Below are 15811 nucleotides of genomic sequence, written 5' to 3'. Positions count from 1 at the left end.
GTTTTTTCCGCAATTCCCCTCCCTCTCATCACGAATTTGTTTCCGGCAAACCCAGATACATCGCATATTTTTTCCCCAATTATTTGATTTACCACCCCCTTCCCTTAACCTGAAAACACGGAAGGAATCCTTTCCATTTCCCATTTCATTATCAAAATTAATCGGAGGGGTGGAATGTCAACGACCACAATCGTGATTTTGGGAATCCTGGGTTTCGGCCTGCTGGGGATCATCGGTTATTTCATAATGATCTACAACGGCCTCATTTCCCTTAAGGAAAACATCAAGAAATCCTGGTCCAACATCGATGTCATCCTGAAACAGCGCTACGACGAAATTCCGAAACTGATTTCTGTCTGCGAAAGTTACGCCCAGTTCGAAAAAGGAATGCTCGACCGCCTCCTGAAAGCACGCGAACGCTATGTGCGCGCAGATGGCGTGAAAGAAAAATCCAAGGCCAGCAACCAGATTAGCGAGGCGCTTCGCAGTGTTTTTGCCCTGGCTGAAAATTATCCAGAACTCAAGGCCAATGAAAATTTCATGCAATTGCAGAATCGCATTTCGCATCTGGAGGAAACCCTTGCCGACCGCCGTGAGTTTTTCAACGACAGCGTCAATAATTACAACATCCGCATCCAGCAAATCCCGGATGTGTTCGTGGCCGGCATGCTGAACTACCAACAGGAAGAGATGTTTGAAGTGGCCGAAGAGGAACGTCGCGACGTGAAGGTCAATATCAAGCTCCCCAGTTTCGACTGAGCTTCCCCTAACCCGCAGGAGATTGTTAAGTGCCCAACCTGCCGAAAGATGAGTTGGAGGTCATCTTTCTTTCCCTGGTCGGCGTGGTAGCCGGAATATTTCTGTTCTGGACCGGCTTCCGGGAGTTGAAGGCCAAGCGAATCATCCAGAACACGCCCACCTCGAAAATCAACACCGGGGCAGTGGGAACCAACGTCGAGGTGAAAGGCCGTGTTATCGCCGAGAAAGACAAGATGGTGCGCGCGCCCATCAGCGGCAAGCCCTGCGCCTTATACCATATCGAAATCCAGAAATGGAAACGCGACCGCCGATCCGGCTTCAACCGCAACCGGTCCTTCATCAACATGGGAGAGCGCCGGGGCTGGCAACGCGGCCGCTGGGTGACGGTCGCCAAATATTTTTCCGATGATGGATTTTATATCGATGATGACAGCGGCGCCAACGCCATGGTGCTGGTGGAAGGCGCAACCGTCAATCGCAACGGCGGTACCAGCGATTATGAATGCTCGTCAAATGAGTTTTCCACCATGGACCCGGAACTGTATCAGTCCCTTGACCAAAACAAAAAAAAGATCCGGTCGTTCAAGCTGAAGGATTCCGCCTGGCTGTTATCGACCGACTACCGCTTCCGTGAATGGTGCTTTGCTCCAGGCGAACAGTTGTATGTGTTGGGGCATGCGGGATCGAACCTGAAGGTGAAGCGCCCCAAAAAGGCGGGAGTGAAGTTTTTCCTGAAAGCGAAAGAGGCCATCCGTAAAAACAAGGAACTTCAAAAACGCTTCGACGCCAACAAGGACGGCAAGCTGGATTACTACGAACTGGAACGCGGAGCCCAGCTGCTGGCGGAAAAACTCTCCGCCAAATACAGCAAGGAGAAACTGGAGGAGCTGGCTTCCAAAACCAAGATGGTGTTCAAGAAGGAAAACGGTTATCCCTTCATCATCAGCAACCGCCACGAAGAGGACCTGGTCTCCAATATCGGTACCTGGGCCACGGTCAAAATCTGGGGGGGTCCCATCCTCACCGTCGCCTCGGTGGCCTACCTCTGTTCTTATTATTTAAAGTAAGAGGGGCTTCCCTGAATTGGAAATCCCTGCATAAATTCAGGACGCCTTGGCCGCCTCGGTCCGTTTTCGCCTGGCCCAAAGCACCATGGACAACCCGAATATGAAGATTCCAATGAACTGCGAGGTGGAGAGCATCTCCGGCACCGCATACCCCCGGTCGTCGCCGCGATAAAACTCGATTATGAAGCGGCCGATGGAATACAGGATGCCGTAAGTCAGGAGCACCTGCCCGTCGAAGCGTTTCTTCTTTTGCACCCACAGCAGGACGAAGAATATGACGAGCGCATTGAGCGACAGGTATATCTGAGTTGGGTGAAGCGGCACATTGAGTGGTGCCAGGGAGTCCAGATTGGTGAACGTGATGGCCCACGGCGCGTCGGTGCGCACGCCGTAACAGCAACCCGCAAAAAAACATCCCCAGCGGCCGATAGCCTGCCCGATGGCGATCGAAGGCGCCAGCACATCCGCCGTTTTCCAAAAAGGTAGATCGAACTTGCGCATGAAGTACCACCCCGTCGCCACCGCCGCCATCAACCCACCGTAATACACCAGCCCGCCCTTCCAGAACTTCAACATCTCCAGAGGATTCGAAACGAAGTAACGGTACTCGACGATCACGTACAATAACCGCCCGCCCAGAATGGATGCGATCAGCAGGTAAAAACACAGATCAAGTATCCTGGCGGAATCGAGCCCTTCCTTCTGCCCCTGACGGGCCGCCAGAACGATGCCGACGAAGAAACCCGTCGCCACCAGCAGGCCGTAGGTGAAGATTTTGAGAATACCAAACTCAAGCAGAATGGGATGCACGTCAGCCCTCCCTGTCAGGCGGATTCAGAGGTGGGGTCCTCTTGCTGTTTTTGCGGCGCGGTTCCGTCCTTGATTATATCAATGAACATGAACAGCACGCCAATGGTAATGCAGGAATCCGCCACGTTGAAGGCAGGCCAGTGGTAACTGCCGAAATGAAAATCGAGAAAATCGATCACTTCCTTGTAAAGGATGCGGTCGATGAGGTTGCCAATGGCCCCGGCGAAAATGAGGATCAATCCCCGGAGCGCGATCTTCTTGGAACTCGGCGTTTCGTGAAAGAACACCAGAATGGCGATGATGGCGATGCCGGAAAAAACAATGAACAAGGTAGCCTTCATTTCCAGGTCACTGTCGGCAAACAGCCCAAATGCAACGCCGGGATTGCGGATGTGAGTCAGGTTGAAAAAGTTGTCGATGATGCGGATCGACATGTTCTGCGGAATATGCAGAGCCACGAGGTACTTCGTGAACTGATCGAGGATGATCAGAATGTTGGAAATCAGAAACAGCTGAAGGTATTTGTTCTTCAAAAGAAACTCAAGCTTTGGCGGATTCCAGATGAGTCGCGCACCGTTGACAGATACCGGGATGGTCCCCGGACGCCTCGGCCTCGACAAAATAGTTCCAGCATCGCTCACACTTTTTCCCCGGAGCCGGCTGGACCCCGATCTTCAATCCCTCGATCACGTCGCTCTGATAGGGGTCGCCATCCAGTTGCGGAACCAACTCGACTTCTGACACGATGAAGATGTATTTGAGGGAATCACTTTCGCTTTCCAGCAACGGCCGCATGGGCTCCGGCGCGGCGAGGTGGACTGAAGCGTCCAGCGAATGTCCGATGACCTTTTCACGACGGCGCAGTTCCAGCGCCTTACTGACCTCGCCCTTGAGCTCCTTGATGCGCTCCCACTTGGTTGCCAGCTCGTCGGAAAACGTGACGCCGGCCAAATCCGGAAACACGCTCAGGTGAACACTTTCCGTTTTGCTTCCGTCATCGGGCATGTACTTCCACACCTCGTCGGCGGTGAAACTCAGGATCGGAGCCATCATCTGCGCCATGCCCTTCAACAAATCGTACATCGCGGTCTGTCCGGACCGGCGGCCGTGCGAGGTCTTGGGGTAGGTATAAATCCGGTCCTTCAGGATGTCCAGGTAGAATGCGCTCAGGTCCACGATGCAGAAGTTGTAGAACGTGTGGTAGAACACGTGGAACTCGTATTCTTCGAAAGCCTTCTGGATGCGCTCGTTCACCTTCTTGAAACGGTGCAGGATGTAGTGGTCGATCTCCTCCATCTCGTCGACCGGCACCCGGTCGGTTTTCGGATCGAAGTCGCTCAGGTTGCCGAGCAGAAACCGGAACGTGTTGCGGATTTTCCGGTACGCTTCGGTGAGGCGTTTTAAAATCTCGTGGGAGATCCGGATGTCCTCGCGGTAATTTTCCGACGCCACCCACAGGCGCAGGATTTCCGCGCCGTACTGGTCGATAATCTTCTGCGGCGCGATGACGTTTCCCGCCGACTTCGACATCTTCTTGCCCTTGCCGTCCACCACGTAGCCATGCGTGAGAACGGTCTTGTACGGAGCCGCCCCGCGCGTCGCCACGGATTCCAGCAGGGAGCTGTGGAACCAGCCGCGGTGCTGGTCACTGCCTTCGAGATACAGATCGGCGGGCCATTGCAGGTTCGGGTCCGGCTCCAAAACCGCCGCATGGCTGACTCCGGAGTCGAACCACACGTCCAGAATATCCATTTCCTTTTTGAACTCGGCCGATCCGCAGGCGCACTTCGTGCCCGCGGGCAGGAGGTCCTTCACGTCTTTTTCGAACCAGCAGTCCGCGCCCTCTTTTTCCACCGCCGCGACGACGGGTTCGTACGCCTCCATGTCGGTGAGCGTGGTGTCGCATTGCACACAGGTAAACACCGTGATCGGCACGCCCCACGCGCGCTGGCGCGACACGCACCAGTCCGGGCGGTTCTCGATCATGCCGTAAATGCGGTCGCGTCCCCAGTGCGGCACCCAGCGGGTCTTGTCGATCTCCGCCAGCGCTTTCTGCCTGAGGCCCTTGTCGTCCATCGAAATGAACCACTGCGCCGTTGCGCGGAAGATGATCGGCGTGCGGCACCGCCAGCAATGCGGGTAGGAGTGATCGACGCGGTCCTGGTGGATCAGCTTGCCCAGCTCTTCCAGCTTCTTGATGATCTCCGGGTTGGCCTTCATCACGAACTGGCCGCCGAAGAACTCGACCTCCGGTTTGAACACGCCGCCGTCGTCCACGGGGTTGTACGTATCCAGCCCGTACTTGAGGCCGACGATGTAGTCCTCCTGGCCGTGCCCCGGCGCGGTGTGCACGCAACCCGTGCCCTGCTCGAGGGTGACGTGGTCGCCCAGGATCACCGGCGACTCGCGGTCGATGAACGGATGCTGGCAGACGACGCCTTCCAGGTCTTTGCCCGCGCATTTGCCGAGCACTTTATAATCGGTGACGTCCCATTCGAGGATTAAGGCCGACAACCGTTCCGCCGCAACGATGTACTGTTCTCCCGCGATCTCGACGGCGGTGTACTCGAAGTCCGGGTGCAGGCACACGGCGAGGTTGGCTGGAAGCGTCCACGGCGTGGTGGTCCAGATGACGAACGACGCTTTCTTTGCGTCCACGCCGTCGATCTGGTTTTTCCACTCCGACTTCACCGCAAACTTGACGTAGATGGAGGGCGAGTTGTGATCGGCGTACTCCACCTCCGCCTCGGCCAGGGCCGTCCGGCAATGCGTGCACCAGTGAACGGGTTTGAGTCCCTTGTACACCATGCCGGATTCGAGGAATTTCAGAAACTCGCGGACGATGGTGCCCTCGTAACCGAAGCTCATGGTGAGGTACGGCTTGTCCCAGTCGGCGAACACGCCCAGCCGTTTGAACTCTTCTTTTTGTATATCAACAAAACGCGCGGCGTACTCCCGGCACAGTTTGCGCACTTCGTTCTTGCCCAGATCCTGTTTTTTGCTTTTGAGTTCCTTGCCGACCTGGTGCTCGATGGGCAGGCCGTGGCAGTCCCAGCCCGGCACGAAGGTCGCGTCGAATCCCTTCATCGTCATGATGCGCACGATGAAATCCTTGAGCACCTTGTTGAGCGCGTGGCCCATGTGGATGTGGCCGTTGGCGTACGGCGGGCCGTCGTGGAAGACGTACTTCGGGCGGCCCTTCGACGCCTCGCGGATGCGCTGGTAAATGTCCTCCGCCTCCCACGCCGCCAGAACTTCCGGCTCCCTCTGCACGAGGTTGGCCTTCATCGGAAAATCCGTCTGCGGCAAATTGAGGGTGTCCTTGTAATCCATTTTCGTGTCGCCGTCTTCCGTCTTCATTTCAGTTTCATCGCTTCCTTCACTTTGCGCATGGTGTTCTCTGCCACCTTGCGGGCACGCTCGGTGCCTTCATCGAGAATTTCGTCCACTTCCTTCGGTTTGGCCACCAGCTCCGCGCGCCTCTCCATGAGGGGACGCATGCCAGCCAGCATGGACTCGGCCAAGAGCGCCTTGCAGTCGCCGCACCCGATGCCCGCCGTGCGGCAGTTCTCATCGACATACGCCTGCTTTTCTTCCGACGAGAACAGCTTGTGAAACGGGAACAGGTTGCACACGTCCGGGTCGCCCGGATCGTTCCGCCTGAGCCGTTGCGGATCGGTGAGCATCGACTGGATCTTTTTGGTGATCTCCTTTTCCGAGTCCGAGAGGTAGATCGCGTTGTTGTAGCTCTTGCTCATCTTGCGTCCGTCGATGCCGTTCAGCTTCGGCACCTCGCTGATCTTCGCCTCCGGCTCGATCAACACCTTCTTCTTGTAAAAATGCTGGAAGCGGCGCACGATCTCGCGCGACAGCTCCAGGTGCGGCGCCTGGTCGATGCCCACCGGCACGTAGTGCGCGTTGTACAGCACGATGTCCGCGGTCTGCAGAACCGGGTAACCGAGGAAGCCGTAGGAGCTCATGTCCACAGTCTTCACTTCCTGTTGCTTTTCCTTATAAGTCGGATTGCGCTCCAGCCACGACACCGGCACGATCATCGACAGAATCAGGTGCAGTTCCGCGTGTTCCGGGATGCGCGACTGCACGAACAGCGTGCACTTTTCCGGGTCGAGCCCCGCCGCCAGCCAGTCGATCGCCACCTCGCGGGTGAACCTGGGGATCTCGCGGGGGTTTTCGTGCAGCGTGGTGAGCGAATGCCAGTCGGCGATGAAGTAGAAGCACTCGTAGTCGTCCTGCAGGGACACCCAATTTTTTAACGCGCCGAAGTAGTTTCCCAGGTGAAGCAGGCCGGAAGGCTGCATGCCGCTCAAAATGCGTTTTTTGGACATCTATCTGAAATTTGATAAGGATTAAAGGAAGCGAATGATCTGTTTTACATAGGGAAACGCCTCTTGGGTAAAAAACTCTACCATAAACCCCATGGGGAGTCTAAGAATACCCAAAATTATCCCGGTCTGCGCAAAATAATCCAAAAGGAAGATGCCGAGCAGGACGAATCCGGTGTAGTGGTCGAACACCGCCAGCTTCGCCGCCATCTTCGGCGAGACCAGCCCCTTGAGCACGCTAGCGCCGTCTAGCGGAAAGATGGGGAGGAGGTTGAAGATCGCCAGCGCCACATTGATGTAGAGCGCGTAGCACAGCATGGCGAACAGAAACAGGTTCTGCTCCGGCGGCGTGACCCGTACCAGGAACCCGAAAATGAGGGCGAGGATCAGGTTGGACGCCGGACCCGCCGCCGCCACGTACATCATATCGCGGTGCGGGTTCTCGAAATTGCGCCCGTTCACCGGCACCGGCTTGGCCCAGCCGAAACCGAGGAAGTAGAAGCAGATGACACCGAAGAAGTCGAGGTGTTTGATGGGATTGAACGTGAGCCGGCCCAGCCGCTTCGCCGTGTTGTCGCCCAGAATGTACGCCACCCGGCCGTGGGAGTACTCGTGCACCGTCAACGAAAACAGGATGATAACGGTGAAAAACAGGTAAAACTGCAAGCTTTCCAAGAAACCACCTCGAATGGCAAAAGACTGCCGGGAATTCCATCCGGCCGGCGGGGGAACGATCCGCTAGGAGATGGACCCAAATACGCGCAATTGCGCCCTTAATTGGATTTTAGCTCATTTAAAACCTCCTTCTCAAATTTTATCCCGCCTTCGCAATTCTTCACACATTTTGCCCGCCCGGCCTCAAGCCTTTGGGTTTTTGGCCGTTATGAGAAGGGCGGCGGGGCACATTCGGTTGAATTCATCCCCCCGTTGCGTGACAATGAAATGATCCGCATTCAATAAATATCGGGACGCCCCCGGCCCGCCCTGCGGCGCGGATCGGCAAGCCCTTACAACGAAAGCAGGTGAGCGTTTTGTCCACGAAGCATTCCAGTCAAATAATCGCCGTCGGCGGCGGCAAGGGCGGCGTCGGCAAAAGCGTGATCGCCACCAACCTGGCGGTGGCCATGGCGCTCACCGGGCAGAAGGTGGTGCTGGTGGACGGCGACTTCGGCGCCTCCAACCTGCACGCGCTGGTGGGCATCAGCAATCCGCGCTACGGCTTCCGCGATTTCTTCGTGCACGACGGCATCGAGGACGATCCCTCTCCCCTGCTCCAGGAAACCGGGCTGGTGAACCTGAAATTTTTGAGCACGTCGGGGAGCCTGCCCGGCAGTGCGGACATCAACCAGAAGAACCAGAACCGCGTCATGAACGTGCTCCGCAACCTGAAAGCGGATGCGGTGTGCATCGACCTCGGTCCGGGGACGGGATTCCACACGGTGGACTTCTTCAACCTCGCCGACCGGCAGGTGGTGGTGTCCACCCCCGAGATGACTTCCATCACCAACACGTTCAATTACATCAAATCTGTGCTGTTCCGCCGCATCAGCCAGGAGTTCAAGGCCAACGCCGAAATCCAGCACGCGCTCGACTTTTCGAAAAATCCGGAGGTGAGCGAGGACTGTTTCGAAATCGACCAGCTCCGCGCCAAGATCAGGGAAACCGATCCGGATTCGCTGGAGGCGATCAATGACATCATCCGCACCTTCTCGCCGGGGCTCGTCATCAACCGCGTGCGCGGCAAACGCGACATCATGGTCGGAGACACCCTGTGCAAGCTCGTCAAGAAATACCTCGACGTGGACGCACAGTACCTGGGCTACGTGGTGGACAGCGAGGAAGTCCGCGGCTCCATCGATGACATGGTGCCGTTCCTTGTCAAGGATCCAGCCAGCAAGCCATCCGAAAACATCCGCCAGGTGCTGAGCAACCTGACTCACACCGACCTGCACATGGTAAAGAAAAACGGCTCGATGTTCGTTTCGCTCGAGATCAAGCTGAAATCCGGCTGGGACCGCTGAGGTTCACCCGCCTCACCGCCCCCTGTCCGCTCACCCTGCCTGCCCCCTCTTTTCGAATCTGTTAAGATATCCCGCAGAAACCCTTTTTCCGGGATCGCATGTCGAAAGATTACCAAAACCAGCTTGAAAACCTGTTGCGTCTCAGCCGCGAGTTGGGTCGCCCGCTTTACGTGGTGGGCGGCACCCTGCGCGACCGATTTATGGGCAAGGCCTGCGCCGATTTCGATTTCGCCTGCAACGAAGCGCCGGAGGTGTCCAAGCGCTTTGCGAAAGCACATTCACTCACCCTGGTGCCTCTGGACTCCACGCCGGGACGCGAAACCCACCGCGTGGTGATCGCGCGCGACGTGTATTTCGATTTCACCACCCTGCAGGGCAAAACGCTGGAAGACGACCTGGCGCACCGCGACTTCACCATCAATGCGATGGGTCAGCCGCTGGAAGATTTGATCGCCGGAAAAGACACGTTGGTCGATCCCTTTGGCGGGGTTGAGGACATCGCAAGCCGCACCGTACGCGCCCTGCCCGGCCCGGTGTTCGAAGACGATCCCCTGCGCCTGCTTCGCGCTTACCGTTTCGCCAACACGCTGGGTTTCGACATCGACGAAGAAACCTCGCGGCGCATAGCCGAAACCCGCGGACGCATCCGCACCGTCGCCGCCGAACGCCTGTCCCACGAACTGTTGATCCTGCTCGGCACTCCCAACTCGCACCTCGATCGCCTGGTGGAGACGGGTCTCCTGTCCGCGCTCATCCCGGAACTAGCCCTGCATTTCGACGACGGCCCTGCGGATTCTTTAACGGACAACGGGGCTGAGGCCCTTCGCATCCTGGACCGGTTGGAAATCCTGCTTGTGGAAACCGAAAAGATTTCGCCGAAGCACCGCACCCGGTTCCGCGAATACATCGACGTACCACCTCGACGCGCCCTGCTCAAGCTCGCGGTGCTGTTGCGTCCTTTGGAGGATGCCCCCGATCAGCATTTAACCGGGACAAGAATCCGCAACGATTCTCTCCCCGTTCGTATCATGAAAGACCTGCGGCTCAGCAACGACCACATTCTTTTCACCGACCGGGCCCTGGCTGTGCACCACAACGTTTTGGAATACGCGACCAACATGCCCGCGACCAACGAGGAAGACGACCTATCCGGAATCTACCAGTTATGCAAACAGGCGGAAGACGATTTCTTTTCGGGAGCCATTCTGGCAACGGCTGTTAAGATGGAGGTCGGCGACGACCTGCAACCGTTCCTGCTGGCCCTCAACCGGCTCGTGGAGTTTTACCTGAACACTTACCGGCCGGCACAGGCAAACCCGACGCTGTTGAACGGGAGAACGCTGACACGCAAATTCCAGCTGTCACCGTCTCCCGCATACAAAACCATACTCGACCGCGTGGAGGAAGCCCGTGTTCTGGGGCGCATTGCCACGCGCAGGCAGGCCGAGGCGCTGGCCGCCGATCTCATCCAACAACTCAAACTCAAGCGGGAAACATGAACATGCAATATCAGAACCAGACCTGGCTGGGAAAGAAAGTCATTATCGGGCAGACGGAAATCGATTCAGCCAAACCGGTGAATGTGCTCATTGGGTTTCACGGGGCGGAATCGACACCGGAGAACATGCTGATCCACGGCAACCGGCTGCAACTGAACAACATCGTCGCCATTTATCCGGAAGGTCCGGTGGATGCGGGCAACGGCGTGTGGAGCTGGTGGCTGGACGGTCCCCGGCAAAAGGAAGCGGTCCAGCAGTTTCTCGACTTCACCACCGGAATGGTGGACGAAACCCACCGCTTCATGAAGGAACAGAATGTCGCCAACGGATTCCACACCTGCCTGTGGGGATTTTCCCAGGGCGGCGCGGCGTCTTTGGTGTACGCACTGATGGGCAAACATCCGGTGCACAAGGTGGCGTCCATCTGCGGCTTCCTGCCGGAGTTGCCGGAGATCACCACCAAAAACGTCGCGGCGCAGATTCTCGGCATCTTCGGTGCCAACGACGATGTGGTGCCCTCTTTCCTGGCCGAGCACGCACTGGATGAAATGCAGAGCCACGGCCATACCCTGACAATCAAAGAAACCCCGCAGGGGCACGAAGTGAGCGCGGAAAACATCCAGGATTTGATCAAGTTCCTCGAGGTCTGACCCCTCTCCCCATTCCAGGGAATTTCGTTGACTTGCCCCAGCGTTTTGCTATGCTGATCCCAAATTGAATCGCTGTATTCAGATGAAGGAAAGACGGTGCGAATCCGTCGCGGTGCCGCCGCTGTAACCGGGGACGACACCCGCATCTTGCCACTGTTCCAGGGAACGGGAAGGCGCGGGCGGTAGGACGATCCGGAAGCCAGAAAGCCTGTCTGAATATGCTTCACACACTCTCCGGGACCTGAGAGGTGAAGGTGACATGACCTGTTTCCCTTTCCACCCGGAAAGGGATTTTTTGTTTGGGCCTTCCAGGTTTCCGGATCGGTACCGGATATGACCGCGCGCCCGGCAATCAATCGCTTTCCCAAGCCATCGTTGTATTCAAAGCCCGCCACGTTCGGAAGCTATTTCCGAAGCGTCTGTGCGGCGTTGTGCCTGCTAGCTCTGCTGGCGGTTCCGCTTTCATCGTGGGCGGTGGAACCCGGTAACGCGCCGCAACGCATCATCTCCATGTCGCCGTCGATCACGGAGTTTCTGTTTGAGCTGGGCGTGGGCGACCGCGTCGTCGGCGTCACCAACTTCTGTAAGTATCCGCCCGAAGCCTGCGCACGCACGAAGATCGGCAGTCTCCTGCATCCCAGCATCGAGCGCTGGATCACGCTGAACCCGGACCTCGTCATCCACCAGGCCACCAGCCATACTCTTAAGAACAACGCGGTGAATCTCCACATCCGCACGCTCGCCGTCGAGATGCAGACCCTCGAACAGATTTACGAATCGTTACACAAAATGGGGAAGGCGCTTCATATCGAAGACCGCGCGAAGGAGTTGATCCACCGCCTGAAATCCGGAATCGACGCATACCGCCAGAAACTGAAAGGACACGCGCCGAAATCCACCTTATTGATACTGGGCGACAGCAACGAGCCGGGACGCAGTCTTTACGCTGTCGGGCCGAGTTCGTTTCTCGGGGAACTGCTGGAGCTGGCGGGTGGAAAAAACATCGTCACCGACACGATTGCGCCCTACCCGAAGATCAATAAGGAGTACATCATCCAGCAATCGCCGCAGGTGATCATCGAGGCTGGACCCGCCATGAACATGACAGCGGAAGAAAAGGCGGCGCGTCTTAAAGAATGGCGGCGCTTTTCCACCATCCGCGCAGTGTCCGAAAATAACATCCATTTCATCAGCGCCGACTACATCCTCATCCCCGGACCGCGCCTGCTCAGCATTCTGGACGACTTCGCCCGTGCCCTGCACCCGGAGGTGTTCGGACCATCAAATGAAACGTCGTCTACGGGAGGACAGGGATGACCACCGCCGCTTCCACAACCACACAACCGCTCCTGCGCGCCGAAGGCATTTCGTTCGCCTACGACAAGGACCCCGTGGTGCGGGAGGTGTCGCTGGACATCGCCTCTGGGGAGTTCGTCGGCATCATCGGTCCAAACGGCTCAGGCAAGTCCACCCTGCTCAAACTCATGGCGGGGATTCTGGAACCGGATAGCCAGCGCGTGCTGTTTCGCGGCCGCGACATCCATTCCTGCAACCGCAAGCAACTGGCGCAGTCCATCGCCTGGATTCCGCAGGAGCACCACATGCCCTTTCCGTTCAAAGTGAGCGAGGTGGTGATGATGGGGCGGCATCCGTATCTCTCCGCGTTCACCTTCGAGGGCGAAAGCGATTTCGAGATCGTCCGCCGCGCTTTGGAACAGACGCAGACTTCGATGTTCGCCGAGCGCCTGTTTAACGAAATCAGCGGCGGTGAAAAACAGCGCGTCATGCTGGCCAGCGCCATCGCGCAGGAACCGGAAGCGATGTTGCTGGACGAACCGACCTCCGCACTCGACCTCAAATACCAAGTGGAATTGTTGCGGATTCTGAACGACCTCAACAGCAAACAGAATGTCACCATCGCCGTGGCCATGCACGACCTGCACCTCGCCTCAAAATACTGCTGCCGCCTTGTATTGCTGAAACAGGGGCGAGTGATCAAAGACGGCGCACCAGAGGAAGTTTTACAAAAGGACATCCTGGAGGAGGTGTACGAGATCGGCGTCAACATTTATCGCGACGAGGCCGACGGCAGTTTCCTGATTTCTCCGGAGGGCGCGTGATGCTGACCCACACGCATGGACTCACACCCCGCCGCTACGTGCAGGTGGTCACCGCGTTCTTCCTGCTCTTTCTCCTGGTACTGGGAATCGCCCCGTTGATTGGTCCCACCAGCGTCAACCTGATGAAAGCGTTGTCCAGCGACATCCCGTTCGCGGAGAACGTGGATGCGAATATTTTATTCGTCGCACGCTTTCCCCGTATTTTGCTGGGCGCGCTCACCGGCGGTGCGCTCGCCATCTCCGGCGCGGTTTTGCAGGCGTTGTTGCGCAACGATCTCGCCGCGCCGTTCACGCTGGGAATTTCCAGCGGTGCATCGCTGGGCGCGGTCATCGCCATCGCACTCAACCTCAATTTCATGTTCCTCGGATTTTCTTCAGTGCCCATCGCCGCCTTCCTCGGTGCGCTCGGGGCAATGCTGTTGGTGTTCAGTCTGGTTAAGACCAGGCACGGCGATTTTCCAACAGGTGTTCTTCTTCTCGCCGGGGTGACGGCGAATTTCTTCTTCGCATCGCTCGTCATGTTCATTCATTACCTGTCCGATTTCACGCAGTCGTTCCAGATCGTGCGCTGGATGATGGGCGGACTCGACATCACCAGCTACGAAACCGTGTGGTCTATTCTGCCACTGGTGCTGATCGGGTTTTGCGGGCTGCTCTACATCGCGCGCGATCTCAACCTCATCAGCGCCGGCGTCCACTCGGCGCAGAGCCGCGGCGTGGATGTGAAACGCACGCAAAAACTGGCCTTCGTACTGGCGTCTCTCACTACGGGAACGGTGGTGGCGACCAGCGGACCCATCGGTTTTGTCGGGCTCATCGTACCGCACATGGTGCGGCTGGTGATCGGGCCGGACCTGCGCCTCCTGATTCCCGCGTCGTTTTTCTTTGGCGCGAGTTTTCTGATTCTTTGCGATTCATTCGGGCGAACCTTCATCGCGCCGGTGGAAATTCCCGTCGGCGTCATCACGGCGCTTCTCGGGGGACCATTCTTCGTGTGGCTGTTGAAACGGCAGAGGTGATTCGATCATGACCGCAAAAACCTTGATGGTGCAGGGAACCGGATCGGGCGTCGGCAAAAGCGTCATCACCGCCGCCCTGTGCCGTTGGTTTTACAGGAAAGGCTTCAAGGTCGCACCATTCAAGGCGCAAAACATGTCGCTCAACGCCTACGTCTGTGAGGACGGTGGCGAGATCGGGCGCGCGCAGGCGTTCCAGGCAGAGGCCTGCGGCATCGCCCCCACGGTCCAGATGAACCCCGTTCTTTTAAAACCGGCGGGCGACAATTTGTCGCAGGTCATCCTTATGGGCCGCCCCGCGCATACCCGCAACGCCAGGGACTATTACCAGGGCAAACCCGCTTATCTCGATCAGGTCAAACAGGCGTTGGGGGACCTGCGGCGTGAATACGACCTGGTTATCCTCGAAGGGGCCGGATCCCCCGCCGAGATCAACCTGCGCGAGATGGATTTCGTCAACATGGCGATGGCGAAGGAGGCGGATGCGAAGGTGCTGCTGGTGGGGGACATCGATCGCGGCGGCGTCTTCGCCTGGATGAAAGGCACCTACGACCTGCTGAGTGAAAACGAGCAGGACCGCGTCGCCGGGTTTCTCATCAACAAGTTTCGCGGCGACGTCGCGCTCCTCAAGCCCGGCCTCAAACAATTTGAAGACCTGGTCGGCAAACCCGTGTTAGGGGTGATTCCATTCGACCACAACCTGTTCGTGGACGAGGAAGACTCCCTGCCCTTTGGAACGCACGGCGAAATGAAAACGGACGCGGGCCTCTTGGACGTCGCCATCCTGCGCGTGCCGCGCATTGCCAACTTCACCGACTTTTCGCCGCTGATGGAAGACCCGGCGGTGGCGGTGCGCTATGTATGGACCGAGGCGCAGTTGGGATCGCCGGACCTCATCGTCCTCCCCGGTACCAAGAACACGCTGGAGGACATGCGGTTTTTGAAAACACAGGGACTCGACCGCGCCGTTCATCGTTGCCATCAAGAAGGAGCCGTGGTGTTCGGTATCTGTGGCGGATTCCAGATGATGGGGCAGGAACTCACCGATGCCAATGGCATTGAAAGCACGGTCGGAAGAATAGACGGACTGGACCTTTTGCCTGTCATCACAAAGATGCAGGCGGAAAAAATAACACGGCAGGTGCGGTGCACCACCCACCGCTCACCAGCGTTCGACGCCGGCCTGACGGCGTGGGGATACGAAATCCATAACGGCGTCTCGGAGATTGCCGGTCCCTGCGCCCCATTGTTCCAAAATAGAAGTGAAGAAAATACGGATGCACTGGGGGTTTGCAACAAAACGGGCACCCTGATCGGCACCTACCTGCACGGCATTCTGGACAACGATCCCCTGCGCCACGCGCTGTTGAACCGTGTCCGCCGTCACTGCGACATTCCACAAGTCAAAGAACCGTTTGATTACCGGCTGTTCCGCAAACGGCAATGGGACCGGCTGGCAGAATGGCTGAACGCTTCTATAGAAATGAAACGCATTGAAGCGTTGATTGAAAACTGAAAGGAACCGG

At 57.4% G+C, this 15811-nt stretch carries 14 protein-coding genes and 1 riboswitch; of the genes, 9 read left to right on the top strand and 5 right to left on the bottom strand.

Going from position 1 to position 15811, the window contains the following annotated elements:
• The first annotated feature begins 174 nt into the window (after positions 1–174).
• Positions 175–759 (top strand): LemA family protein, encoded by a 585-nt coding sequence (locus TX82_RS09665; protein WP_005009818.1) that lies wholly within the window; start codon positions 175–177, stop codon positions 757–759.
• 29 nt (positions 760–788) lie between these two features.
• Positions 789–1826 carry a GIDE domain-containing protein gene (locus TX82_RS09660; protein ID WP_005009816.1) on the top strand — a complete coding sequence of 346 codons (1038 nt, stop codon included), beginning with the start codon at positions 789–791 and terminating at the stop codon, positions 1824–1826.
• Between the two features lie 36 nt (positions 1827–1862).
• Here TX82_RS09660 and lgt read toward each other — a convergent pair whose 3' ends face one another.
• Genes lgt through TX82_RS09635 form a run of 5 tightly spaced genes read right to left on the bottom strand, consistent with a single transcriptional unit; the run spans position 1863 to position 7654 of the window.
• Positions 1863–2636: a prolipoprotein diacylglyceryl transferase gene (lgt, locus tag TX82_RS09655; protein WP_005009815.1), complete on the bottom strand. Its 774-nt coding sequence runs from the start codon at positions 2634–2636 to the stop codon at positions 1863–1865.
• Positions 2637–2650: 14 nt separating this feature from the next.
• Positions 2651–3169, bottom strand: coding sequence for a signal peptidase II (gene lspA / locus TX82_RS09650; protein WP_005009812.1), 519 nt, complete (start codon positions 3167–3169; stop codon positions 2651–2653).
• A gap of 7 nt (positions 3170–3176) precedes the next feature.
• Positions 3177–5969, bottom strand: a complete 2793-nt coding sequence (gene ileS / locus TX82_RS09645; RefSeq protein ID WP_042252362.1) for an isoleucine--tRNA ligase — start codon at positions 5967–5969, stop codon at positions 3177–3179.
• 23 nt (positions 5970–5992) lie between these two features.
• Positions 5993–6982 carry a tryptophan--tRNA ligase gene (gene trpS, locus TX82_RS09640; RefSeq protein WP_005009807.1) on the bottom strand — a complete coding sequence of 330 codons (990 nt, stop codon included), beginning with the start codon at positions 6980–6982 and terminating at the stop codon, positions 5993–5995.
• 21 nt (positions 6983–7003) lie between these two features.
• Complete coding sequence (locus tag TX82_RS09635) at positions 7004–7654, bottom strand: site-2 protease family protein (RefSeq protein WP_005009805.1); 651 nt, start codon at positions 7652–7654, stop codon at positions 7004–7006.
• A gap of 356 nt (positions 7655–8010) precedes the next feature.
• Between TX82_RS09635 and TX82_RS09630 the strand changes: the two genes are divergently transcribed.
• The 7 genes from TX82_RS09630 (at position 8011) to TX82_RS09600 (ending at position 15801) form a co-directional block, all read left to right on the top strand.
• Positions 8011–9000, top strand: coding sequence for a MinD/ParA family ATP-binding protein (locus tag TX82_RS09630; protein WP_005009803.1), 990 nt, complete (start codon positions 8011–8013; stop codon positions 8998–9000).
• Between the two features lie 98 nt (positions 9001–9098).
• On the top strand, positions 9099–10499 hold the full coding sequence (locus tag TX82_RS15275; protein WP_005009802.1) for a tRNA nucleotidyltransferase/poly(A) polymerase-related protein: 1401 nt from the start codon (positions 9099–9101) through the stop codon (positions 10497–10499).
• A complete protein-coding gene (locus TX82_RS09620; RefSeq protein WP_005009801.1) occupies positions 10496–11149 on the top strand; it encodes an alpha/beta hydrolase in 654 nt (217 codons plus the stop codon). Before TX82_RS15275 ends, TX82_RS09620 begins: the two co-directional genes overlap by 4 nt.
• A 63-nt stretch (positions 11150–11212) precedes the next feature.
• Positions 11213–11379, top strand: a riboswitch (cobalamin riboswitch).
• 103 nt (positions 11380–11482) lie between these two features.
• Positions 11483–12466 carry an ABC transporter substrate-binding protein gene (locus TX82_RS09615; RefSeq protein WP_005009800.1) on the top strand — a complete coding sequence of 328 codons (984 nt, stop codon included), beginning with the start codon at positions 11483–11485 and terminating at the stop codon, positions 12464–12466.
• On the top strand, positions 12463–13269 hold the full coding sequence (locus TX82_RS09610; RefSeq protein ID WP_005009799.1) for a heme ABC transporter ATP-binding protein: 807 nt from the start codon (positions 12463–12465) through the stop codon (positions 13267–13269). Before TX82_RS09615 ends, TX82_RS09610 begins: the two co-directional genes overlap by 4 nt.
• Positions 13269–14288 (top strand): FecCD family ABC transporter permease, encoded by a 1020-nt coding sequence (locus tag TX82_RS09605; RefSeq protein ID WP_005009798.1) that lies wholly within the window; start codon positions 13269–13271, stop codon positions 14286–14288. The genes TX82_RS09610 and TX82_RS09605 overlap by 1 nt, the downstream gene beginning before the upstream one ends.
• Before the next feature lie 7 nt (positions 14289–14295).
• On the top strand, positions 14296–15801 hold the full coding sequence (locus tag TX82_RS09600; RefSeq protein WP_005009796.1) for a cobyric acid synthase: 1506 nt from the start codon (positions 14296–14298) through the stop codon (positions 15799–15801).
• Positions 15802–15811 lie beyond the last annotated feature (10 nt).

The sequence above is a fragment of the Nitrospina gracilis 3/211 genome, assembly GCF_000341545.2.
Lineage (GTDB): Bacteria > Nitrospinota > Nitrospinia > Nitrospinales > Nitrospinaceae > Nitrospina > Nitrospina gracilis.
Note: the sequence above shows the minus strand (reverse complement) of the source record. Positions and strands in the feature narration are given on the sequence as shown.

What these genes read in the sequence shown, in the direction of transcription:
- TX82_RS09665 (WP_005009818.1), top strand. Translation starts at nt 175, where the DNA reads ATGTCAACGACCACAATCGTGATTTTGGGAATCCTGGGTTTCGGCCTG.
- ileS (WP_042252362.1), bottom strand. Translation starts at nt 5,969, where the DNA reads ATGGATTACAAGGACACCCTCAATTTGCCGCAGACGGATTTTCCGATG.
- trpS (WP_005009807.1), bottom strand. Translation starts at nt 6,982, where the DNA reads ATGTCCAAAAAACGCATTTTGAGCGGCATGCAGCCTTCCGGCCTGCTT.
- TX82_RS15275 (WP_005009802.1), top strand. Translation starts at nt 9,099, where the DNA reads ATGTCGAAAGATTACCAAAACCAGCTTGAAAACCTGTTGCGTCTCAGC.
- TX82_RS09620 (WP_005009801.1), top strand. Translation starts at nt 10,496, where the DNA reads ATGAACATGCAATATCAGAACCAGACCTGGCTGGGAAAGAAAGTCATT.
- TX82_RS09615 (WP_005009800.1), top strand. Translation starts at nt 11,483, where the DNA reads ATGACCGCGCGCCCGGCAATCAATCGCTTTCCCAAGCCATCGTTGTAT.
- TX82_RS09610 (WP_005009799.1), top strand. Translation starts at nt 12,463, where the DNA reads ATGACCACCGCCGCTTCCACAACCACACAACCGCTCCTGCGCGCCGAA.
- TX82_RS09605 (WP_005009798.1), top strand. Translation starts at nt 13,269, where the DNA reads ATGCTGACCCACACGCATGGACTCACACCCCGCCGCTACGTGCAGGTG.
- TX82_RS09600 (WP_005009796.1), top strand. Translation starts at nt 14,296, where the DNA reads ATGACCGCAAAAACCTTGATGGTGCAGGGAACCGGATCGGGCGTCGGC.